Here is a 21,635-nt window from a genome sequence, read left to right as displayed (position 1 = left end):
CCCGGGAACGGCCCTGCGGAAATGCGTTCGACAATCCCAACCCGGGCCGTTAGGTTCACCGTTGACGCCCGACGACCGGCCGGAGAGGAGGCGAGAGCCATGCACATCACCGCCATGCCATGCTCCCGCCCCGTCCGCCGGGCGTCCCACGGCTGAGCTGACCGCGCCGTCCGGGAGCGTGCACCCCGTTTCCCGGAAGGACCCCTGACCGAGCTGGTCTTCCGCGCGCTCACCGAGAGCGACGCACATCTGTTCACCTCCCTTTCCCACCCGGACACCGGCCTCGTCGGCCGCACCCTGCTGGGGCACCACTACCGTCCCGTGCACGAGGGCGGCGAGTACCGCCCCGACTGGACCCGGATCGCGCTGCGCGACGGCCGCGTCGTGGCGCGCGCCGCCTGGTGGGGCGCTCCCGGCGACACGGAGCCGGTCATGCTCGACTGGTTCGACTTCGCCGAGGGCGAGGACGAGGCAGCCGCCGGACTCCTGCGCGACTCCCCCCTGCGGACCGAATACGAACTGGTGCTCCCCACCGGCTGGCGCGACCTCCCGCGGGTGCGCGCCGCCGCCGAGCGCCGCCTCGGCGCGGCGCGCGCCGCCGGGCTGCGGCTCCTCGTCGAACGCTTCCGCTACGACTGGACGCCCGGCTGCGGCCTGCCCGAGCGGCCGGGCCGGCTGCGCTTCCGCGCCGAGCCGGACGACGCCGTGTTCCTGGACGCCCTCATCCGGATCGCGGAGGGCAGCCTCGACGCCCGCACCCGCAACACCGCGGCCCGGCACGGTGCCGAGGCCGCGGCCCAGGAGGAGCTGGACTTCTTCCACTGGTGCCCGTCGCCCCGCGAGTGGTGGCAGCTGGCCCACGCCCCGGACGGCACCCTGGCCGGTGTGCACATTCCCGCCCGCAACCCGAACGGTCCCTGCGTGGGCTTCATCGGAGTGCTGCCGGAGCACCGGGGGAACGGCTACGCGTACGAACTGCTGGCCGAGTGCACGCACAAGCTGGCCGCCGAGGGCGCGGACCGTATCGCCGCCGCCACCGACCAGGGCAACTTCCCCATGGCCGCGGCCTTCGCCAAGGCGGGCTATCCCATCACGCAGGAGCGGATCTGCCTCGTGCCGCCGCCCGCCGACGGCTGACGGCTGACGGCTGACGGCTGACGGGGCGGACGACCCGCGAGCCTGCGATCGATCACCCAGGACGCCGCCCCGGCCCGCAAGGACCGGGGCGGCGTCCTGCTGCGCCCCCGCCCCCGATCGCGGAGCATGGAGGCCCGGCCGTTCCCGGCCGGCGGGGGCGCCGGCGCGCGGCCCCGACGCGAGCACCGGCAGGAGGAGCATCCGTGGACTTCGAGGTGTGGGCCCCGCGGGCCGGTACCGTCGCGCTGCACATGGAGGACGGCGACGGTGCCGTCACCCCCATGGAGCGCGATCCCCTCCGCCCCGGCTGGTGGCGGGCGGAGGCACCGGCCGCGGACGGCACACGCTACGGCTTCGCCCTGGACGGCGGCCCCGTGCGCCCCGACCCCCGCGCCCCGCGCCTCCCCGACGGCCCCGGCGGCACGGGCGCCGTGGTGGACCACGGCCTGTTCGACTGGCGGCATCCCTGGTACGGCCGGCCGCTGGCCGGAGCCGTGCTGTACGAGCTGCACATCGGGACGTTCACCCCCGAGGGCACCTTCGGGGCAGCCGCCCGCAGGCTGGACCATCTCGCCGCCCTGGGCATCACCCACGTCGAACTGATGCCCGTCTGCCCGTTCCCCGGCACCCACGGCTGGGGCTACGACGGTGTGGCGCCCTGGGCGGTGCACGAACCGTACGGCGGGCCCGACGGGCTCAAACGGTTCATCGACGCGGCGCACGGGCACGGGCTCGGCGTCGTCCTGGACGTCGTCCACAACCACCTCGGCCCCTCCGGCAACCATCTCCCGGAATTCGGCCCGTACTTCACCGACCGCCACCACACCCCCTGGGGCGCCGCGGTCAATCTGGACGCCCCCGGCTCCGACGAGGTCCGCGCGTACTTCACCGGCAGCGCCCTGGCCTGGCTGCGGGACTACCGCGCCGACGGCCTGCGGCTCGACGCCGTGCACGCCCTGCGCGACGACCGGGCCCGGCACTTCCTCGCCGAACTCTCCGCCGCCGTGGACGCGCTGGCCGCGCGGACCGGCCGGCCGCTCTTCCTGATCGCCGAGTCGGACGTCAACGACCCGCGCACCACCGCTCCCCGCGCGGCGGGCGGGCACGGACTCCACGCCCAGTGGAACGACGACTTCCACCACGCCCTGCACACCGCGCTCACCGGCGAACAGCAGGGCTACTACGCCGACTTCGCCGAGGACCCGCTGCACGCCCTCGCCAAGACCCTCACCGGCGGCTTCTTCCACGACGGCGGCTGGTCCAGCTTCCGGGAGCGCTCACACGGCGCCCCGCTCGACCCGCGCACCACCCCGGCACACCGGCTGCTGGCCTACGCCCAGACCCACGACCAGATCGGCAACCGGGCCCTCGGCGACCGGCTCGCCGCCGGCCTCTCCCCCGGCCTGCTGGCCTGCGCCGCCGCGCTCGTCCTCACCTCGCCCTGCACGCCGATGCTGTTCATGGGCGAGGAGTGGGGCGCCCGCACGCCCTGGCAGTACTTCACCGACCACCCGGACCCCGAGCTGGCGGAGGCCGTACGGCGCGGCCGGCGGCGGGAGTTCGCGTCGCACGGCTGGGCGGAGGAGGACATCCCCGATCCACAGGACCCGGCGACCCGCGCGCGCAGCTGCCTGGACTGGGACGAGCCGGGCCGCGATCCGCACACCCGGCTGCTGGCCTGGCACCGCGAGCTGATCGCGCTCCGCCGCGCGCTGCCGGAGCCGGCCGATCCCGGTCTCGCCGGAGTGAAGGTCTCCTACGACAGCGCGGAACGCTGGCTGTGCGCCGGCCGGGGCGCGCTGCGCACCGTGGTGAACCTGTCCGCCGGGCGTGCGGCCCGCGTGCCCGCCGGGGCCCCGCACGCCCGGGTGCTGGCGGCGTGGGGCGACTGCGGGGCCCCGGGCGCCGACGGGGTGGTGCGGCTGCCCCCGGAGTCGGCGGCGGTCCTGGCCGTGCCCTGACACCGCGCCCTCGGGGCGCGGCGGAACGGTGCCGGCCGGCGGGAGCGGCCGCTCCGGCCCTCCGGCCGGGGTCACGGGCCTGCCGTGTCCGCGCTCCGCCGGTCTTGTACGTTGCCGGCATGCCCGGCACGGCCTCCGACCGCCCCCGCGCCTCCGTCAGAGCCCGGAGACCGCCGGTCCCCCGGATCGCCGATGTCTTCCACGCGCACTTCACCGGCCACGCGTACCCGGCCGACACCCACGGCACGTGGGACCTGGTGATCCTCGACGACGGCTCGGTGGACTTCGCGCTCGGCCGCCGCCACGGGGCGGCCGTCGGCGCCACCGTTCTCCTGCTGCTGCCCGGTGTCCCCCTGACGGCCGGGCCGTCACGGCGTCCGGGTTCCGCAGGTGCAAGCCTCTACCTCGACGACTCCGTGCTGCCGCGGCGTCTGACGGGCCGTGCGGTGGACGCCCCGGTGCTCGGCGACGGGCTGCCGCGCCGCCGGATCGAGCAGCTGCACACCGCTCTCGCCCGTGCCGGAGAGGAGTTGCACCACACCCGCGCGGTTCCGGCGCCCGCGCTCCGGTTCCGGGGCGGGCGGCTGAATCTGCGTCAGCCCTCGTCCGGGAGCAGCCGCAGCGAGATGGAGTTGATGCAGTACCGCTGGTCCGTCGGCGTCGGGTAGCCCTCGCCCTCGAAGACGTGGCCGAGGTGGGAGCCGCAGCGGGCGCACCGCACCTCGGTGCGGACCATGCCGTGCGAGCGGTCCTCGACCAGTTCGACGGCGTCCGACTCCTTGGGGTCGTAGAAGGACGGCCAGCCGCAGTGCGACTCGAACTTGGTGTCGGAGCGGAAGAGTTCGGCGCCGCAGGCCCGGCAGGAGTAGACGCCGGCGGTCCTGGTGCCGGTGTACTCACCGGTGTACGCGGGTTCGGTGCCCGCCTGGCGGAGCACGGCGTATTCGGCCGGGGACAGCTCCGCGCGCCACTGCTCGTCCGTCTTGTCGATCTCGTACGGCATCTGCGGTCCTCTCCTCGTGCTGTGCTGCTGCACGCGTCGGTGTGTGCGGGGCGGCGCGCCGGCCGGCCCGGCCGCGGTTCAGCTCTGCAGCCGGGCCAGGATCTCCGGGCCCAGCTCGGTGACGTCGCCCGCACCCATGGTGAGAACCAGGTCGCCGGGCCGGGCCATTCCCGCGATCAGTTCCGGCACCGCCGCCATGGAGTGCTCGGCCCGGACGTCGGCGCCCTTGGCGGTGGCCGCGTCGGTGATCAGGGCGCTGGTGACGCCGGGGACCGGGTCCTCGCGGGCCGGGTAGATGTCCAGGACCACGGAGGAGTCCGCGAGGGTCAGGGCCTCGCCCATCTCGATGCCCAGCTCCTGGGTGCGGCTGAAGAGATGCGGCTGGAAGACGACGAGGACCCGGCCGTCGCCGGCGCCGCCGCGGATGGCCTCCAGGTCGGCGGCGATCTCGGTGGGATGGTGGGCGTAGGAGTCGATGACCTGCACGCCGTTCGCGGTGCCCCGGAGCTGGAGGCGGCGCTTGACGCCGGTGTACGAGCCGAGGGCGGAGGCAAGGTTGTGCACGGGCAGGCCGAGCGCGCTGCCCGCGACGAGGGCGGCGACGGCGTTGCCCGCGTAGTGGCGGCCGGGGACGGAGACGGTGAAGGTGATCACGCGGCCGTCGAACAGCACGGTGACGTCGCTGGTCAGCCCACGCGGCTTGATGGTGACGATGCGGACGTCGGCGTCCTCCGCCTCGCCGTAGGTGATGATCCGCAGGTCCCGGCCCGGCGCCCCCTCGGCGGTGATCCGCGCGGTGAGCTCCCGCGCGCCGGCCTGGTCGGCCGAGATGACGAGGGTGCCGCCGGGGCGGATGCGGCCGGCGAAGATCTGGAAGGACTCGTAGATCTCTTCCATGGAGGCGTAGTTGGCGTGGTGGTCCAGTTCCACGTTGAGCACGACGGCAACCTCGGGCGCGTACTGGTGGAAGCTGCGGTCGCTCTCGTCCGCCTCGGCCACGAAGATCTCGCCGCTGCCGTGCAGGGCGTTGGAACCGGGGGCGTCCAGGTCGCCGCCGATGGCGTAGGAGGGATCGCGGCCGAGGGTGGTCAGGGCGACCGCGAGCATGGAGGTGGTGGTGGTCTTGCCGTGGGTGCCGGCGACGGCGATCGGCCGCAGCCCCTCCATCAGGGCGGCGAGGGCGTCGGAGCGGTGGATCACGGGGATGCCGCGTTCGGCGGCCGCCGCCAGCTCCGGGTTGTCGGCGCGGATGGCGCTGGAGACCACCACGCAGCTGGCGTCGGCGGCCAGATGTTCCGCCGCGTGGCCGATGTACACGGTGACGCCCAGCCCGCGCAGCGCCTCGGCGGTCGCCGAGTGCCGGGAGTCGCTGCCCGCCACGCGGGCCCCCCGCATGGCGAGGATCTTGGCGATTCCCGACATGCCCGCACCGCCGATGCCGATGAAGTGCGGGCGGTCCATGGCGGACGGGACGGCGGGTGCCATGCGGGTATCTCCTGGGGTCGCTGCGGGCCGGCCGGCCCGGGGATCTGAGCGGCCTCAGCCTATTCGGTGTGGGCGTAGAGCTTGAGCACCGGGACGCCGACCTTGTGCCGGGCGCGGGAGGTCCAGTCGCGGTGGAAGAACTCCTCGACGAGGTGCGGCGCCGTGAGCACGATGACCTCGTCGGCGCGTGTCTGTTCGACGACGCTCTTCAGCAGGTCGAGCGGGTGTTCCTCGACGATCTGCCCGACCGCCTCGGCGCCGGCCGCGCGCAGGGACTCCAGGGAGTGGGCGAGGGCGCGCTCCGCCGGGCCGGCGGCTTCCTCGCCCTCGGGCTCGTCCGCCTCCCGGATCGCCTCCCCCAGTTCGCCGAGGGCCACGTCGTCGAGGGCTCTGAGCAGCCGGTCCTGGTCGCCGTGGGGCTGCATGAGCACGACGAACGCGACGGGTTCGTCCCCGTGGAGCGTGGTGACGAGCTCCACGTCGGCGGGCACCAGCGGCTTCTCGATCATGAGTACGGAGGTGAACACGGCGAGCGCCCTTCTTCCTCTCGGGCCCGGAGGCCCTACAGAAACCATCCTGCCCCGCGCTCGCTCGCACGGAGCCTGTCCAGACAAGCCTGTCGTCCGACGGGATCAAGCGGAACGATATCTTCCGGGAGTTGACCGGTTCCCGGCGTCCGGGCCGTCCGGGCCGTCCGGGCTCTCCGGATCCTCACCCCGCTCCCTGCGGTAGCGGGTGAAGAGAAAGCCGTCCTCCTCCAGGACCGAGGCGAGAGCGAATCGTTCCGGCACGGTGATCGCCGGGCCCTGCATGATGCGCGGCGCCGCTCCCGCCGTGACCACCGGGGCGAGGGTGAAGCACAGCTCGTCCAGCGCGCCGGCCCCGGCGAACTGGCCGAGCAGCCGCGGGCCGCCCTCCGTCAGCTGGCGGGTCAGCCCCCGGTCCGCGAGCAGCCGCGCGGCCACCGCCGGCTCGATGCCCTCGCCGTGCCCCGCCGTGAGCACCTCCGCACCCGCGGCACGGGCGCGGCGGACCCGTTCGGGGCGCTCGGCGACGGCGGCCGCGCCGGTGAGGACGAGCGTGGGGACGACCGGTTCCGTGAAGAGCGGCAGCGTGTAGTCCAGATCGAGACTCGCGCTCACCACCGCGATCACCGGGGCGGGCGGCTGGCCCAGGGCCGCCCGGCGGGCCGCGAACGCCTCCCGCGCGCGGGCCGGACGGTACCCCTCCTTGCGCACGGTCTCCGCTCCGGCGATCACGACGTCCGCCAGGCCGCGCAGCACCCCGAAGACGCGCATGTCGGCCGCGGAGGAGAGCGGCTGGGACCGCCCCTCGTGGTACGCGGCACCGTCCAGGGAGGCGACCATGTTGCCCCGCAGCCAGGGCAGCACCCCGTCCTCGGGATAGGCGTAGGCGTCGGCCAGCTCGCCCAGGTCCCACTCGCGCTCGACGAACAGGTCCGGGGCCGCGGACTCGGCGGACAGAGGGAACAGACGGCGCATGGCCAGCAGTCTGTCACGCTCCCCCGCAGGGTATTCCGGGGCGCGCGAAGCGCGGCGGCCCGGACGCCGGGAGCCCCGCAACGCCGCCGCGCCGAGAACCGCCCGGCGGACGGCGGCGGACGGCGGCCACGGCGGCCGGTGTGCGCGGGATCACGGTCCGCGGCCGGACGCATGTCCGGTTAGGCTGGGGTGCTGTGCACTCCTCCTCCGCCGCCCCGAGCCCGATGACCGACGTCACGGAGGCTCCGCTGTCGCTCTGCGCCCGTGATCCGCAGGTGCCCGCCGAGCGCCTGGTCGCGGAGATGGTGCCGCCGCCCCGCTTCCGGGACGCCCGCTTCGGGACGTACATCCCGGACCCGGCGCAGCCCAGCCAGGCGGAGGCCGTCGAGGTACTGAGCGGCTTCGCCGCCGGGCTCGGCGGAGAAGGGGCCGCGGGCGGCGGGAAGCGCCGCTGGTTCGCCCGGAAGCCGGCCGCGCCGGCGGGCCCGCGCGGGGTGTACCTCGACGGTGGCTACGGCGTCGGCAAGACCCACCTGCTCGCCTCGCTGTGGCATGCCACACCGGCCCCGCCGGAGCGGAAGGCGTTCGGCACCTTCGTGGAGCTGACCAACCTGGTCGGCGCGCTCGGCTTCCAGCAGACCGTACGGACGCTCGGCGACCACCGGCTGCTGTGCATCGACGAGTTCGAGCTGGACGACCCGGGCGACACCGTGCTCGTGTCGACGCTGCTCGGCAAGCTGGTGGACGCCGGCGTCGGGCTCGCCGCCACCTCGAACACCCTGCCGGGCAAGCTCGGCGAGGGCCGCTTCGCCGCCCAGGACTTCCTCCGGGAGATCCAGGGCCTCTCCGCGCAGTTCCGCCCGCTGCGGATCGACGGCGAGGACTACCGGCACCGCGGTCTGCCGGAGGCACCGCCGCCCTTCGCCGGCGAGGAGGTCGAGCGGGCCGCGCACCGTACCGCGGGCGCCTCGCTCGACGCGTTCCCCGCCCTGCTGGAGCATCTCTCCCGGATCCACCCCAGCCGCTACGGAGCGCTGACCGACGGGCTCCGGGCCGTCTGCCTGACCGATGTGCGGCCGGTCCCGGACCAGTCCACGGCCCTGCGCCTGGTCGTCCTGGCCGACCGGCTGTACGACCGCGAGATACCGGTGCTCGCCTCGGGCGTGCCCTTCGACCAGCTGTTCGGCGAGGACATGCTGAAGGGCGGCTACCGCAAGAAGTACTTCCGCGCGATATCCCGGCTCACGGCGCTCGCCCGGGACGCGGGGCCGCTGGTCGAGGCGTAGCCGGGCGGCGGCACGGCACGGCGGCCCGCCCAGGGAGGGCGGGAGCGCGGAAGCGCGGCCGACGCCGTGTCCCCGGCCCCGGAGGCTTCCCGGCCACCGCCCCCGGCCGTTCCCCCCGTCGCCTCTCCACCATCTCCTGCCCGGCCGTTCCATGCGGCGAACCCGGACGGGATCGCACCGGACGCGCCCGTGGCCGTGGCCCGTGGCACGGTCCCGCCCCGCCCCCGCCGGCCGGCGGTCAGCCGGAGGCCGGCACCGGCTTCGCCTCGCTCGGCCGGACGATGACGAACCCGTCGCCCTCCAGCCGGAGCTGCACCGCCTCTCCCGAGCCGCCGCGGATCATCGAGCCGACGCTCTGCGAGCGGTGCAGGGAAGCCGCGAGATGCGCGCTCCAGCCGACGACCGCGTCGGTGTCGACGAAAACCGGGGCCTGCGGCGAGACGGGGATGACGATGGGGTCGCCCTCGCAGATCACGGCGAGCCGGCCCTGCCCGCTGAAGACACTGTTGAACAGCCCGCCGCCGGCCATCCCCGCACCCTTGACGACCTTGATCTCGTAGCCGAGTCCGGCGTCGAAGCAGAGGACGTTGCGGCCGTTGACCGTGAGGGTGTCGCCGGGGACGAAGTCGATGATGAAGCAGTTGGCCGCCTCATGGGCGAACCACGCCTCGCCCTGTCCGCGGACGGCCATCAGGGCCAGCCCCTCCCCCGTGACGGCGCGTTTGAGGAAGTTCCCCACGCCCTGCCCCTGCTTCTCGAAGCGGAGGTTGCCGCGGAAGGCGATCATGGAGCCCTGGCGGGCGTAGCACTCGCCGTTCACCACGTATTTCACCGCTTTGGGGTTCTGCAGCACCATGCCCGGCGCGGTGGGCGGCTGAACCATGTTCTCGGAGGCGAAGAGATCGCTGCGCATGGGGCAATGCTGTCCCGGAAGGCAGCGTTCCGCCAAGGAGGCCACGGGGAACGGGTCACGCCTGCTGGCAGACTGGCCGGATGAGCTCCGCCGACACCGACACCGACAGCGGCACCGACAGCGGCACCGCCGCGTTCCGGCACGGCACCGCCGACCGGGACACCGCACCGCAGTTCGTCCTGCCCCTCGTGGTCCGGATCGAGAAGGCCGCCCCGCCGTCCCGCACGGACGCGCTGGAGACCGCCGCACGAGCGGTGCTCGTCCTGCTGTCGGACGAGCGCGCGGCGGATCCGCACGGCGCGTGGTACCAGGCCGTGCGCGACTGGCAGGACGCCCGGATCCGCAAAGTGGTGCGCAGGGCGCGCGGCGCGGAGTGGCGGCGTGCGGCGGCCCTGCCGGGCATCACCGTCACCGGCGGCTCGGCCGAGGTACGGGTGTATCCGCCGGTCCCGGTCGGCGGCTGGCCGAAGGAGCTGGTGAAGCTCCAGGTGTCCGGCACGGAGCTGGCCGACCCCGTGCCGCCGCCCGCCCCGGAGCCCGGCCGCCCCGTGCTGTGGCTCAGTCCCGGGCTGGAGATGTCGGCGGGCAAGGCGATGGCGCAGGCCGGGCACGGCGCCCAGCTGGCGTGGCTGAGCCTGCCGCCCGCCGAGCGGTCGGCGTGGCGCACGGCCGGCTTCCCGCTCGCCGTACGGACCGCGGAGCCCGCACGCTGGGCCGAACTCACCGGGAGCGGGCTGCCGGTGGTGCGGGACGCGGGCTTCACGGAGATCGCGCCCGGCTCCTGCACGGTCGTCGCGGAACACCCGGCCCTCGGGGGCGCTGAGCGGGCGGCCGGGGCGCGTGCCCGGGCGTGAGAATCCGGAGCGGATCGAGCGCCCCGTTGAACACCTCCCGCGCCCGGTACGTATCGATCCCCGACGCCACCGGTCCGGGCTCCACCCGGCCGGCGGCAGACCCAACCGGCTTGACCAACCGCTCAGTCCACGCCGGCCCGGCACGGCCCGCCGCTCCTCGCGGCGGCGGGACCGGCCGGCCCCGCTTCTCGCTCCCTGCGAGTGCGCCGCCATGGCAGGAGATACTTTGCGACGCATCAACGGAACCGCCGCCATTCTCGTGGCGATCGCCGCGACCATCGGTGCGCTGATCTACCCGATCTGGAGTTACGAGGACCGGTCCGGCACCGGCCTCGCGAGCCTCCAGGCACAGACCGTGTCCACCAAGTGGGGGCCGCTGTCGGCCGTCGACCGGGACTTCCTGGTGAAGGTGAGGCTGGCCGGCCTGTGGGAGCTGCCCGCGGGCCGGCAGGCCATGGAGCGGGCGCCCACCAAGGCCATCCGCGACGCCGGCGACCATCTCGCCGTCGGCCACGCGGACCTGGACCGGCGGGCCCGCGACATCGCCGCCAAGCTCGGCGTGGAGCTGCCGAACGAGCCCACCGAGCAGCAGCAGGGCTGGCTCCGGGAGATGACCGAGGCCCAGGGCGAGGACTACCAGCGGAAGTTCGCCAACCTCCTGCGCGTGTCCCACGGCAAGGTCTTCGGACTCATCGGCAAAGTGCGGCACTCCACCCGCAACGAGCTGATCCGCGATCTCGCGGACGCGGCCAACATCACCGTGCTCGACCACATCACCATGCTGGAGAACACCGGAATGGTGGACTTCGACACCATCGCCGCCGAGGAGGCCGCGGCCGCCACGCAGAAGCCGGCTCCCCCGCCGCCGCCCCCGTCGACCTCCTCCGTGATCGGCTCTCCGGTGCCGGTCATCCCGCCCCCGGGTGCCACGTCCCTGCCGTCCGCCGCGCCGGAGACCACCGCGCCGTCGGACGACACCGGCCAACCCGCCCCGCAGCCCACGAGCGACCAGCCCGCCCCCGGCGCCGGCGCACCGGCCGGCTCCGCCCCGTAGGGGCCACGACGGGCACGCGGTCCGCGAGGGCGGCCGACCGCGGTGCCGGAGGCGGAGGGGTGGTCCCCACCACCCACCAGGCCACTCCTCCGCCTCATTCCCCCGCCGCCCGCTCATGCCCCCCCCACCCGGCTCCGCGCCCCGGTGGCCGTCCCGCACCGGCCGGCCCCGGGGCGCCCGGCTTCCCGTCGGACCTTCCCGGTCACAGCACCAAGGGCTGTCCCGTAATCCCCGGCGGGCGCACGACGCCGGCTACGGCACGCCCCCAGCCTGCGGCCGGGGGTGCCCCCACGCCGCGTTGTCGGAACGTCCGCATACATCCAGTATGCGGACGCCCCTCCGCGCGATGCACCGCATCCGACGCCGTGCGCTGCTCCACCGCGGAGCACGGGACAACCCTTAGCTCAAATCAACCTCTGGAACCGGCCCTCCGCGGTTCGGCGGCCCCCGCGCGGGCCATGTCTCCCGGAGGAGCCGGTCCACGGACGAGGGGGCACACCGGATCATGGCGCGACTGGGGACGGGAATCGGCTGGCGGCCCGCGATCGCCCGCCACATCGAGGGCCTGCCGGGCCTGGACTGGGTCGAGGTGGTGGCGGAGAACATCTGCCCCGGACACCTCCCCGCGTCGCTGCTCCGGCTGCGCGAGCGCGGCACGACGATCGTCCCGCACGGTGTCTCGCTCGGCCTCGGAGGCCCCGAACCGCCGGACCCCGGCCGGCTCGCGGCTCTCGCCGAGCGCGCCACCGCCCTGGGCGCCCCGCTCGTCACGGAGCACATCGCCTTCGTCCGCGCTGGCGGGCCGCTCACCGCCTCCCCCCGGCTGGAAGCCGGCCATCTGCTGCCGGTGCCGCGCACCCGCGACGCGCTCGACGTCCTCTGCGCCAACGTGCGGATCGCGCAGGACGCGCTGCCGGTGCCGCTGGCCCTGGAGAACGTCGCCGCCCTGCTCTCCTGGCCCGGTGAGGAGCTGACGGAGGGGCAGTTCCTCACCGAACTGGTGGAGCGCACCGGCGTGGGGCTGCTGATCGACGTCGCCAATCTGCACACCAACGCCGTCAACCGGGGTGAGGAAGCGTCCGCGGTCCTGGACGCCCTGCCGTGGCAGGCCCTGGCCTACGTCCATGTGGCGGGGGGCGTCGAACGGGACGGCGTCTGGCACGACAGCCACGCCCACCCGGTCACCGGCCCGGTGCTCGACGTCCTGGCCGAGCTGTGCGCGCGGGCCGACCCGCCCGGCGTCCTCCTGGAACGGGACGAGGACTTCCCCGGCCCGGCCGGACTGGCGCGCGAACTCGACGCGATACGCGCCGTGCTGACGGCCGCACAGGTCACCCGCAGCTCCCGGGGGACGGCACCGGCGGCGCCGCACACGGCTTCCCGGGCGGAGGCGGGCGGGGGCTCTGCCGGGAAAGCAGCCGCCCCGGGGGAACCCGGCGGGACCACGGACCGGCCGCCGGCCCCGGCCGTGCCCGCCGAGACCGTCACCGCGGCAGCGGAGGCGGCGGGCCTCGCCGCCTCGGTGGCGGCGGGCGCGGCAGCCGCCACGGGGGACGCACGGCCGGCGGCCGGGGCCCCGCCGGCCGCCGGCGGCCGGCGCGCCGCCACCGGACCGGGCGCCGCCACCCGCCCGGAGCCCGCGGCCCCCGCCCCGGACCGGAGTGTCCCGACGGCGACGGACGCCGCACGGCTGCGGCTGGCGGTGGCGCAGACGGCGCTGCTGTCCTCCCTGGTCGCCGGAACGCCCGCGCCCGACGGCTTCGACCGGGGACGGCTGGCCGTGCAGAGCCGGGCACTGGTCCGGAAGCGGGCCGGGGTGATCGCCGGGGTGGCGCCCGAGCTGCCGGAGCTCCTGGGCCCGCGCTTCCGCGCGGAGTTCACGGCCTACGCGCGGAACCGGCCGATGACCGGTGGCCACCGCCGGGACGCGCTGAGCTTCGCGGAGCATCTCCTGGGCCCGTCCGGGCCCCGTCTGGAACCGGCGGTACGGCGGCGGCTGGACCGCTGGTGGCGCGAGCGCCGCCGCCCGTCCCCGCCGTTCCGCCACCGGCTCGCCGGCCTGCTCCGCGGCGGCCTCCGCGGGGCGCCGGGCCACCGCCCGGCCCGCTGACCGGGCCGGGCCGCCGGGACCCGCCGGCTCAGGCCAGCCCGGCCACCAGTTCGGAGACCGGCTTGCGGCGGCCGGTGTAGAAGGGGATCTCCTCCCGGACGTGCATGCGCGCCTCGGAACCCCGCAGATGCCGCATGAGGTCGACGATGCGGTAGAGCTCGTCGGCCTCGAAGGCGAGGATCCACTCGTAGTCGCCGAGCGAGAACGAGGGCACCGTGTTGGCCCGGACGTCCGGGAAGCCGCGCGCCATCTTGCCGTGGTCGGCGAGCATCCGGCGGCGGTCCTCGTCCGGCAGCAGGTACCAGTCGTAGCTGCGTACGAAGGGGTAGACGCTGACGTACTGGCGCGGCTCCTCGTCGGCCAGGAACGCCGGGATGTGCGACTTGTTGAACTCGGCGGGGCGGTGCAGCGCCATGTTCGACCACACGGGCTCCAGCGCGCGGCCCAGCTTCGTCCGGCGGAAGAGGTTGTACGCCTCCTGGAGGGCGTCGGCCGTCTCCGCGTGCCACCAGATCATGAGATCGGCGTCCGCGCGCAGGCCGGACACGTCGTAGGTGCCGCGCACGACGACGTCCTTGGCGGCGAGCTGGGCGAAGAGCTCGTCCACCTCCTCCGCGTAGCCACCGCGGTCCTCCGGGAGCACGTCCCGCAGCCGGAAGACCGACCAGAGGGTGTAGCGGATGACCTCGTTGAGGTCCTTGGCCTTCTTGCCGGCGTTCGGGGTCTTCTCAGGAGCAGTCATGGGCCTTATTCTCCTCCGCCGTCCGCGGCGCGCCGCGTCAGGGTGTCCAGTACGGCGCCGGCCGCGCCGGCCGCGCTCGCGATGCAGGCGGGGATGCCCACACCGTCGTACGCCGCCCCGCAGAGCCGCAGGGACGGCAGGCCCGCCAGCCGCTCGCGGACGCGGGCGACCCGGTCCGGGTGGCCCACCGGGTACTGCGGCAGGCCGTCCGTCCAGCGGGTGACGCGGGTGGCGACGGGGCGGGCGCGGAGCCCGGCGGCCTCGCCCAGGTCCCGGAGCGACACGTCGACCAGACCGGCGTCGTCGCGCTTCAGTTCGGCCTCCTCGCCGAACCGGCCGACGGAGGTGCGGATCACGAAGAGGTCCGGGGCGGCGGCGTCGATCCAGCCCCATTTGCGGCTGGCGAAGGTGGCCGCCTTGATGGTGTGCCCGTCCACCGGCGGCACCAGGAAGCCGCTGCCCTCGGGGACCGGCGTCAGCTCGGCCCGGCGGAACACCATGCTCACCAGGGCCATCGACGCGTACTCGACCGCCGCGAGCTCGGCGGCCGCGGCCGGGGCCTCGGCGGCGAGCAGCCGCGCCGCGACCGGGGCGGGCACGGCCAGGACCACGGCGTCGGCCTCGATCACCCGCCGCCCGGTCCCGGAGGCGGTGGCCGCCGCCCGCTCCGCGCCGGGGCCTTCGACGGCCAGCCGCCAGCCCTCGCCCGTGCGCCGCAGTTCCGTCGCCGACACCCCGGTCGCGACCTCCGCGCCCGCCGCCCGGCAGGCCGCGGCCACGGCCGGGGGCAGTGTGCCGACGCCTCCGTCGAGGCCCATGAAGACCGGGCCCGGGTCCGGCTGCCCGGCGGCGCGCCGCTGCAGCTCCCGCACCCCCTCGGTCAGCGACCGGCCCTCGCGCGCCAGCCGGTACAGCTGCGGTACCGCCGCGCGCAGCGAGATCCGGTAGGAGTCACCGGCGTAGACCCCGCCGAGCAGCGGCTCGACGAGCCGGTCGACGACCTCGCGGCCGAGCCGGTCCGCCAGGTACTCCCCGACGGCCACGTCCTCGTCCTCGCCGAGCACGGCGGGCGGCAGCAGCGGCTCCCGCCCGATCCGGGCCAGCCCCTCCTCCGAGACCACCCCCGAGGCCGCCAGCGCCTCCACGTCGCCCGGTACGCCCATCACGTGCCCCTTGGGCATGGGGCGCAGGGCGCCCCGCGTCCAGAGCGTGGCCGAGGCGGTGGCGGGCGGCTGGAGCCGGCCGGACAGCCCCACCGAACGGGCCAGGTCCACCGCTTCCGGACGCCGGGCGAGCATCGACTCCGCGCCGAAGTCGACCGGTACGCCCGCGAGTTCACCGGCGAGCAGCTTCCCGCCGATCCGCGGTGAGGCTTCGAGCACCGTCACCCGGGCGCCGCCCGCGAGCAGCCGGTGCGCGGCCGCCAGACCGGAGACACCGCCTCCGACGACGACGACATGGCCTGCGGATGCGCGCGTCTCACTCATGCCGCCCACTCTCTCAGAGCCCGGCCCGGCGGGCGCAGGGTCCAATGGCCCCTCCGGGGTACCCGGCCGGCCGTGGTCTCCGCCCGGGGTGCTCCGCCGGGCCGGGCCTCCGGCCCTCCCGCTGCCGCCCCGCCGGTACCTTCCCGGTATCTCTCCGTGACCGCATCGGGACCGCGCGGCGGCAACCCGGTGCCCTGCTCCCCCGTCAGAAGAGCGACACCATCGGACCTTCCCGGGGGGGACCAGCGATGACAAGCCCGATACGGCACATACCGGAGAGCGGCGGCCGAGGCCGCCGGCGCGGCCGGAGCCGGCGGTACGGACCGGCGCGCGCCGCGGTCGCGGGGGCCGTTCTGCTCACCGCCCTGCTCGGCGCCGCGGGCTGCGGCAGCGCCGGCGGCGGGGCCGGCGACAGGTCGGCCGCGAAGGAGGCACCCGCGGCGCAGCGCGACGAGGCCGGCGGCACCGCGGCGGACGGCCCCGCCGCGGGCGAGGCCGGCACCGCGGCCCGGCGGCCGGACGGCACGGAGGACGCGTCCGGCGCGGCCTCCCCGGGCGATACGCGCCGGGCCGCGTCCGCCCCCTCGCACGTGATCCGCACGGCGACGCTGACCGTCCGGGTGAAGGACGTGCCGTCCGCGCTCGACTCGGCCCGTACGGCGGCGGAGAACGCGGGCGGCTACGTCGGCGACGAGACGACGGACCGCGACTCCGACGGCCACGAGCGGTCACGTCTGGTCCTGCGGGTCCCCCAGGAGAAGTACGCGGGTCTCCTGGAGGAACTGGCCGGCACCGGCACACTCATCGAACGCAAGGTCGAGGCCGAGGATGTCACCGACCAGGTCGTCGACGTCGAGAGCCGCGTCAGGTCGCAGCGCGCGAGCGTCGCGCGGGTGCGCGAGCTGATGGACCGGGCGGAGAAGCTCAGCGACATCGTCACGCTGGAGGGCGAACTGAGCACGCGCCAGACCGAGCTGGAGGCCCTGCTGGCCCGCCGGGCGGCGCTGAAGGAGCGGACGGCGATGGCCACCGTCACGCTGAGGCTCACCGAGACGCAGCGGGCGGAGAAGCCCGGCGACGACGAACTCTCCTTCGCCGAGGCCCTGGCGGGCGGCTGGAACGCCATGCTCACGGGTCTGCGGTGGCTGGCGGTGGCGGTGGGCGCCGTCCTGCCGTTCGCCGCGGCCCTGGCCGTGGTCCTGCTGCTGATCCGGCTGGCCGGGCGGCTGCTCCCGGACCGCGCCGGGCGGGAGCCCGGCCCGGCTGCCCGGCCGGAACCGTCGGACCCGGCCCGGGAGGAGTAGCGGGGCCGCCAGGCCCGGGCGGCCCGCATTCGTCCGGCGTCCGCCGGGCAGTCGCCCTACCGTGGGAGACGCATCGCGGAAGGCCCGGGCGAAAGGACACCGCATGGCGGCGCGGCGGATGCTCATCATCGGCGGGGACGCGGCCGGCATGTCCGCCGCGTCGCAGGCGCGCAGGCTGAAGAGCCCGGAGGAGCTGGAGATCGTCGCCTTCGAGCGCGGCCACTTCACCTCGTACTCGGCCTGCGGCATCCCGTACTGGGTCGGGGGCGTGGTCGGCGGCCCGGACGCCCTGGTGGCCCGCACCGCCGACGGCCACCGGGCCCGCGGCATCGACGTCCGGCTGCGCACCGAGGTCACCGCGATCGACACCGCGGCGCAGCGGGTGCGGGTGCGCGACCTGGAGCACCCGGGGGCGGATGGCGAGCGCTGGGAGGGGTACGACGAACTGGTCGTCGCCACCGGCGCCCGCCCCCGGCGGCCGGACATCCCCGGCATCGGCGCGCCCGGTGTGCACGGCGTGCAGAACCTCGACGACGGCCGGGCGCTGAACGAGGCACTCGGCAAGGATCCCGAGGGGCTGCGCGCCGTGGTCGTCGGCGCCGGCTACATCGGCGTGGAGATGGCCGAGGCCCTGGTGAGCCGTGGCTGCCGGGTCACCGTGCTGGAGCAGGCCGCCCAGCCCATGTCGACGCTCGACCCGGACATGGGGCGGATCGTGCACGAGGCGATGTGCGAGCTGGGCATCGACACCGTGACCGGCGCCGAGGTGACGGACGTGCTCACCGGGGAGGACGGCCGCGCCACCGGGGTCCGCACCCGCGAAGGGGAGTATCCGGCCGATCTCGTCGTCCTGGGCCTCGGTGTGCGGCCCGAGACGGGGCCGGCCCGGGCGGCGGGGCTTCCGCTCGGCGCGTCCGGCGGGCTGCTGACGGACCTCGCGATGCGGGTGCGCGGCGAGGAGAACATCTGGGCGGGCGGCGACTGCGTGGAAGTCCTCGATCTGGTGTCCGGCCGGACCCGGCACATCGCCCTCGGCACCCATGCCAACAAGCACGGGCAGATCATCGGCACCAACATCGGCGGCGGCTACGCGACGTTCCCGGGTGTGGTCGGCACGGCGGTGAGCAAGGTCTGCGATCTGGAGATCGCCCGGACCGGGCTGCTGGAGGCGCAGGCCCGGCAGGTCGGGCTGGACTTCGTCACGGTGACCGTCGAGTCGCCGAGCCGGTCGGGCTACTACCCCGGCGCCCGCCCCATGACGGTGAAGATGCTGGCCGAGCGGCGCACGGGACGGCTGCTCGGCGTGCAGATCGTCGGGCGCGAGGGGGCCGGCAAGCGGGTCGACGTGGCGGCGGTCGCGCTGACCGCGGGCATGACGGTGGAGCAGATGACCGCCCTCGACCTGGGCTACGCGCCCCCGTTCTCCCCGGTCTGGGACCCGGTGCTGGTCGCCGCCCGCAAGGCGACGGCGGCGGTGGCCGCCGGCGTACGGGGCGCCGGCGCAGGGGAGGGCTGACCGCCCGCGGGACCCGGCGCGCGCCCGGGTCCGGGCGGTGACCCCGCCCGCCACCGGGGCCCGCGGTGAGGACCGCCCGCGTGCCGGGACCGCCGCTCGGTGATAATCGCCCCCATGCCCGAACGCACCCACGCACCACCGGCACCCGCCGCCCGCCCGGCGGTTCCTCTCGCCGAGCGCGCCGAGGCCGCACTGCGGGAGGCCGGGCCCGCGCTCCTGGCCTACGCGGCGGTGCGGCTCACGGGCCTGCTGGTGCTCGCCGTGCCGGCGGCGGCCACCGGCCGGGACGTCCTCGGCCTGCTCAGCAGACGCTGGGACGCCGTCTGGTACACCCGTGTCGCCGAGCACGGCTACGGCTTCGAGATCGCGACGCCGGACGGCGTCCACTCCAGTCTCGCCTTCTTTCCCCTGCTGCCCGCGCTGGAGCGGGTCCTGGGGGCCCTGACCCCGTTCGACGCGCCGGTCGCCGGCCTGCTGACCGGCTGGCTGGCCTCACTCGCCGCCGCCTGGGGCATCTACGCGATCGGTGCCGGGCTCCGCGGCCCGGCGACCGGTGTGGTGCTCGCGGCGCTGTGGGGTGCGTACCCGACCGGCTTCGTGCAGTCGATGGCCTACACCGAGACGCTGTTCACGGCCTTCGCCGCCTGGTCCCTGTACGCGGTGCTGACGGGCCGCTGGCCTGCGGCGGGGGCCCTCGCCGTGCTGGCGGGGCTGACCCGTCCGACGGCGGCGGCGCTCGTCGCGGCCGTGGTCGTCCCGGCGGGCGTGGTCCTCCTCCGCGCGTGGCGGGACGGCGCCCCGCCGGCCGCGCTGTTCCGCGCGCACCGGCCGGTGCTCCTCGGCATGCTTCTGGCCCCGCTGGGCTGGCTCTCCTACCTGTTGTTCGTGGCGGTCCGCGAGCACGACCCGTTCGGCTACTTCGCGGTGCAGGCGGCGTGGGGCAACGGCTTCGACGGCGGCCGTGCCCTCGCGGGGTTCGTCCTGGACACCCTGCGGTCGAGCGTCCTCGCGGGGCTGGCGCTGTGCGCGGCGCTCGCGCTGGTGGTCTGGCTGCTGCGGCTGTGCGTCCGGCAGCGCCAGCCGCTGCCGCTGCTGGTGTACTCGTTCGCCGTCGTCGCGGTCTCGCTGGCCGGCTCCGGCTATTTCGGCTCCCGGCCCCGGCTGATCATGCCCGCGTTCCCGCTGCTGCTGCCGGTGGCCGTGGTCGTGGCCCGGCAGCGGCCGGCGCGGGCCGCGCTGGTCTGCGCCGTCGCGGCCGTTGCCTCGGGCGTGTACGGAGCGGCCAGCCTCCTGGGCCCGGGCCCGCCCTGAGCGGGGGCACGCCCGGGCCGCGCGCGCCGTACCCCGCGCGCCGTTCCCCCGCGACCGGGACGTTCAGCGGGCGCTCCGGGCGTGGACGTACTCCACGAGCCGGGTCAGCGCGTCCGGATCGGTCGAGGGCAGCACCCCGTGGCCGAGGTTGAAGACATGGCCGGGCAGGTTCCGCGCCGCGTCCAGCACCTCGCCGGCCTTGGCCTCCACCACCCCCCGCGGGGCGAACAGCACCGCCGGGTCGAGGTTGCCCTGCAGGGCCTTGCCGGCGCCGACCCGGCGCGCGGCCTCGTCCATCGGCACCCGCCAGTCCACGCCCACCACGTCGGCGCCGGCCTCGCCCATCAGCCCGAGCAGTTCGCCCGTCCCCACCCCGAAGTGGATCCGCGGCACACCGTGCCGGGCGACGGCGTCGAACACCTTGGCCGAGGCGGGCAGCACCGAGCGCCGGTAGTCGGCGGGAGCGAGGGCGCCCGCCCAGGAGTCGAAGAGCTGCACGGCCGAGGCGCCCGCCTCGATCTGCACGTCGAGGAAGGCGGCGGTGATGTCCGCGAGCCGGTCCAGGAGGTCGGCCCAGAGCTCCGGGTCGCCGTACATGAGCGCCTTGGTGTGCTCGTGGTTGCGGGACGGGCCGCCTTCCACCAGGTAGCTCGCCAGCGTGAAGGGGGCCCCGGCGAAGCCGATCAGGGGAGTGCCGCCGAGTTCGCCGGTGAGCATGCCGATGGCCTCGGTGACATAGGCGACGTCGTCCGGCTCCAGCGGGCGCAGCCGGGCGAGGTCGGCGCGGGTCCGGACCGGCCGCTCGACGACGGGGCCGACCCCGGGCTTGATGTCGAGGTCGATGCCGATGGCCTTGAGCGGCACGACGATGTCGCTGAAGTAGATGGCCGCGTCGACCTTGTGCCGGCGGACCGGCTGGAGGGTGATCTCGGTGACCAGGTCCGGCCGCATACAGGAGTCGAGCATCGCGATGCCCTCGCGGACCTTGAGGTACTCCGGCAGCGACCGGCCGGCCTGGCGCATGAACCAGACCGGGGTGTGCGGGACCGGCTCGCGCCGGCAGGCCCGCAGAAAGGCCGAGTCGGCGGTCTTGCCGCTGTGCTGCGGGCTCGTCATCGGGCCTCCCCGGCCGCGGCGGCACGGAGCGTCCGGGAGGTGATCTCCTCCGCCCGGACGGAGCGAAGAGCTTGGGGAACGTCGTTGGCACTCACCCCCGAATCTTCGCACGCGGGCGCGCGCCCGGATCCGCCCGCCCGCCTTTGCCCCCGCCCGGGTGTCCTCCGTGGCTGCGGGGCCCGTTCCGCCTAGTCTTCCCGGCATGGCTGCGGCTCAGGGACATCTTGCGGACGGTCCGGACGACGGGGGCGGGGACGAGGCCCCGGCCGCGTTCCGGAAAGCGGTCGACGGACTGCGCGGCGCGCGTCTGCGCCCCGAGCTGGAGATCGCCGCGACCCGCGCCCCGGCCCGGCTCGCCCCGCACGCGTTCGCCCTGGAGGCGGCGGTCGTCCAGGACGACGAGGACCTCGCCGACGGCCGCCTCGTTCTGCTGCACGACGCGGCCGGGCACGACGCCTGGCAGGGCACCTTCCGCCTGGTGACCCTGGTGCGGGCGGAGCTGGAGCCCGAGATGGCGGCGGACCCGCTGCTCCCCGAGGTGTGCTGGTCCTGGCTGACCGGCGCGTTCGAGGCCCGGGGGGTTGCGCACGAGGAGCTGAGCGGGACGGTGACGCTGGCGGGCTCGCACTACTTCGGCGGCCTCGGCGACCGCCCCCCGGCCACCCAGATCGAGATCCGCGCCTCCTGGACTCCGCACGAGGGCCGCGACGGCGTACCGGACACGGCCGGACACCTCACCGCCTGGTGCGAGCTGCTCTGCCAGATCGGCGGCCTGCCGCCGACGGGCGGGGCGGACGCGGCCGTGGTGACGCTGCCCCAGCGCCGCGGCCCCCGCGCCCGCTGACCCTTCCCCG

General features: G+C 75.5%; 19 protein-coding genes. 11 read left to right on the top strand and 8 right to left on the bottom strand.

What is annotated here, in order from left to right; genetic code table 11:
• Positions 1-204 precede the first annotated feature (204 nt).
• From KBZ10_RS20160 to KBZ10_RS20150, 3 genes are all read left to right on the top strand, one after another.
• A complete protein-coding gene (locus KBZ10_RS20160) occupies positions 205-1,137 on the top strand; it encodes a GNAT family N-acetyltransferase (protein ID WP_210989127.1) in 933 nt (310 codons plus the stop codon).
• Positions 1,138-1,340: 203 nt separating this feature from the next.
• The gene (gene treZ, locus KBZ10_RS20155) at positions 1,341-3,098 is read left to right on the top strand and encodes a malto-oligosyltrehalose trehalohydrolase (RefSeq protein ID WP_210989073.1); all 1,758 of its coding nucleotides are present in this window, start codon (positions 1,341-1,343) and stop codon (positions 3,096-3,098) included.
• A gap of 119 nt (positions 3,099-3,217) precedes the next feature.
• Complete coding sequence (locus KBZ10_RS20150) at positions 3,218-3,766, top strand: AraC family ligand binding domain-containing protein (RefSeq protein WP_210989072.1); 549 nt, start codon at positions 3,218-3,220, stop codon at positions 3,764-3,766.
• Here the strand turns inward: KBZ10_RS20150 and msrB are convergent.
• The 4 genes from msrB to KBZ10_RS20130 all read right to left on the bottom strand — a co-directional run bounded on the left by msrB (position 3,694) and on the right by KBZ10_RS20130 (position 7,088).
• Entirely contained in the window at positions 3,694-4,101 is a 408-nt protein-coding gene (gene msrB, locus KBZ10_RS20145; protein WP_210989071.1) for a peptide-methionine (R)-S-oxide reductase MsrB, read from the bottom strand. The two genes, KBZ10_RS20150 and msrB, sit on opposite strands and share 73 nt — an antisense overlap.
• Before the next feature lie 78 nt (positions 4,102-4,179).
• Entirely contained in the window at positions 4,180-5,586 is a 1,407-nt protein-coding gene (gene murC, locus KBZ10_RS20140; protein ID WP_210989070.1) for a UDP-N-acetylmuramate--L-alanine ligase, read from the bottom strand.
• 59 nt (positions 5,587-5,645) lie between these two features.
• Positions 5,646-6,113, bottom strand: coding sequence for an indole-3-glycerol phosphate synthase (locus KBZ10_RS20135; RefSeq protein ID WP_210989069.1), 468 nt, complete (start codon positions 6,111-6,113; stop codon positions 5,646-5,648).
• Between the two features lie 105 nt (positions 6,114-6,218).
• Complete coding sequence (locus KBZ10_RS20130) at positions 6,219-7,088, bottom strand: pyrimidine reductase family protein (RefSeq protein ID WP_210989068.1); 870 nt, start codon at positions 7,086-7,088, stop codon at positions 6,219-6,221.
• 224 nt (positions 7,089-7,312) lie between these two features.
• Between KBZ10_RS20130 and zapE the strand changes: the two genes are divergently transcribed.
• Entirely contained in the window at positions 7,313-8,374 is a 1,062-nt protein-coding gene (gene zapE / locus KBZ10_RS20125) for a cell division protein ZapE (RefSeq protein WP_210989126.1), read from the top strand.
• 238 nt (positions 8,375-8,612) lie between these two features.
• Here the strand turns inward: zapE and KBZ10_RS20120 are convergent, their stop codons facing one another.
• Positions 8,613-9,287 (bottom strand): AIM24 family protein, encoded by a 675-nt coding sequence (locus KBZ10_RS20120; protein WP_210989067.1) that lies wholly within the window; start codon positions 9,285-9,287, stop codon positions 8,613-8,615.
• Between the two features lie 80 nt (positions 9,288-9,367).
• Between KBZ10_RS20120 and KBZ10_RS20115 the strand changes: the two genes are divergently transcribed.
• The 3 genes from KBZ10_RS20115 to KBZ10_RS20105 all read left to right on the top strand — a co-directional run bounded on the left by KBZ10_RS20115 (position 9,368) and on the right by KBZ10_RS20105 (position 13,305).
• Positions 9,368-10,141, top strand: coding sequence for a peptidyl-tRNA hydrolase (locus tag KBZ10_RS20115; RefSeq protein ID WP_210989066.1), 774 nt, complete (start codon positions 9,368-9,370; stop codon positions 10,139-10,141).
• A 226-nt stretch (positions 10,142-10,367) separates the two neighbouring features.
• Positions 10,368-11,195, top strand: a complete 828-nt coding sequence (locus KBZ10_RS20110; protein ID WP_210989065.1) for a DUF4142 domain-containing protein — start codon at positions 10,368-10,370, stop codon at positions 11,193-11,195.
• 505 nt (positions 11,196-11,700) lie between these two features.
• Positions 11,701-13,305, top strand: coding sequence for a DUF692 domain-containing protein (locus KBZ10_RS20105; protein WP_210989064.1), 1,605 nt, complete (start codon positions 11,701-11,703; stop codon positions 13,303-13,305).
• 28 nt (positions 13,306-13,333) lie between these two features.
• Here the strand turns inward: KBZ10_RS20105 and hemQ are convergent, their stop codons facing one another.
• Both hemQ and hemG read right to left on the bottom strand, forming a co-directional pair.
• A complete protein-coding gene (gene hemQ, locus KBZ10_RS20100; protein ID WP_210989063.1) occupies positions 13,334-14,047 on the bottom strand; it encodes a hydrogen peroxide-dependent heme synthase in 714 nt (237 codons plus the stop codon).
• 5 nt (positions 14,048-14,052) lie between these two features.
• Positions 14,053-15,534: a protoporphyrinogen oxidase gene (gene hemG, locus KBZ10_RS20095; protein ID WP_210989062.1), complete on the bottom strand. Its 1,482-nt coding sequence runs from the start codon at positions 15,532-15,534 to the stop codon at positions 14,053-14,055.
• Positions 15,535-15,782: 248 nt separating this feature from the next.
• Here hemG and KBZ10_RS20090 point away from each other — a divergent pair, with 248 nt between their 5' ends.
• The 3 genes from KBZ10_RS20090 to KBZ10_RS20080 all read left to right on the top strand — a co-directional run bounded on the left by KBZ10_RS20090 (position 15,783) and on the right by KBZ10_RS20080 (position 19,665).
• Positions 15,783-16,838: a DUF4349 domain-containing protein gene (locus tag KBZ10_RS20090; protein ID WP_210989061.1), complete on the top strand. Its 1,056-nt coding sequence runs from the start codon at positions 15,783-15,785 to the stop codon at positions 16,836-16,838.
• 103 nt (positions 16,839-16,941) lie between these two features.
• Complete coding sequence (locus tag KBZ10_RS20085) at positions 16,942-18,354, top strand: FAD-dependent oxidoreductase (RefSeq protein ID WP_210989060.1); 1,413 nt, start codon at positions 16,942-16,944, stop codon at positions 18,352-18,354.
• Positions 18,355-18,468: 114 nt separating this feature from the next.
• Positions 18,469-19,665, top strand: a complete 1,197-nt coding sequence (locus KBZ10_RS20080) for a hypothetical protein (RefSeq protein ID WP_210989059.1) — start codon at positions 18,469-18,471, stop codon at positions 19,663-19,665.
• Positions 19,666-19,728: 63 nt separating this feature from the next.
• Here KBZ10_RS20080 and hemE read toward each other — a convergent pair whose 3' ends face one another.
• Positions 19,729-20,781: a uroporphyrinogen decarboxylase gene (gene hemE / locus KBZ10_RS20075; RefSeq protein ID WP_210989058.1), complete on the bottom strand. Its 1,053-nt coding sequence runs from the start codon at positions 20,779-20,781 to the stop codon at positions 19,729-19,731.
• Positions 20,782-20,983: 202 nt separating this feature from the next.
• Here hemE and KBZ10_RS20070 point away from each other — a divergent pair, with 202 nt between their 5' ends.
• Positions 20,984-21,625, top strand: a complete 642-nt coding sequence (locus tag KBZ10_RS20070; RefSeq protein WP_210989057.1) for a DUF3000 domain-containing protein — start codon at positions 20,984-20,986, stop codon at positions 21,623-21,625.
• The last annotated feature ends 10 nt before the right edge of the window (positions 21,626-21,635 follow it).

Source organism: Streptomyces sp. F63, assembly GCF_018070345.1.
Lineage (GTDB): Bacteria > Actinomycetota > Actinomycetes > Streptomycetales > Streptomycetaceae > Streptomyces.
This window is presented reverse-complemented; position numbering and strand designations above follow the sequence as displayed.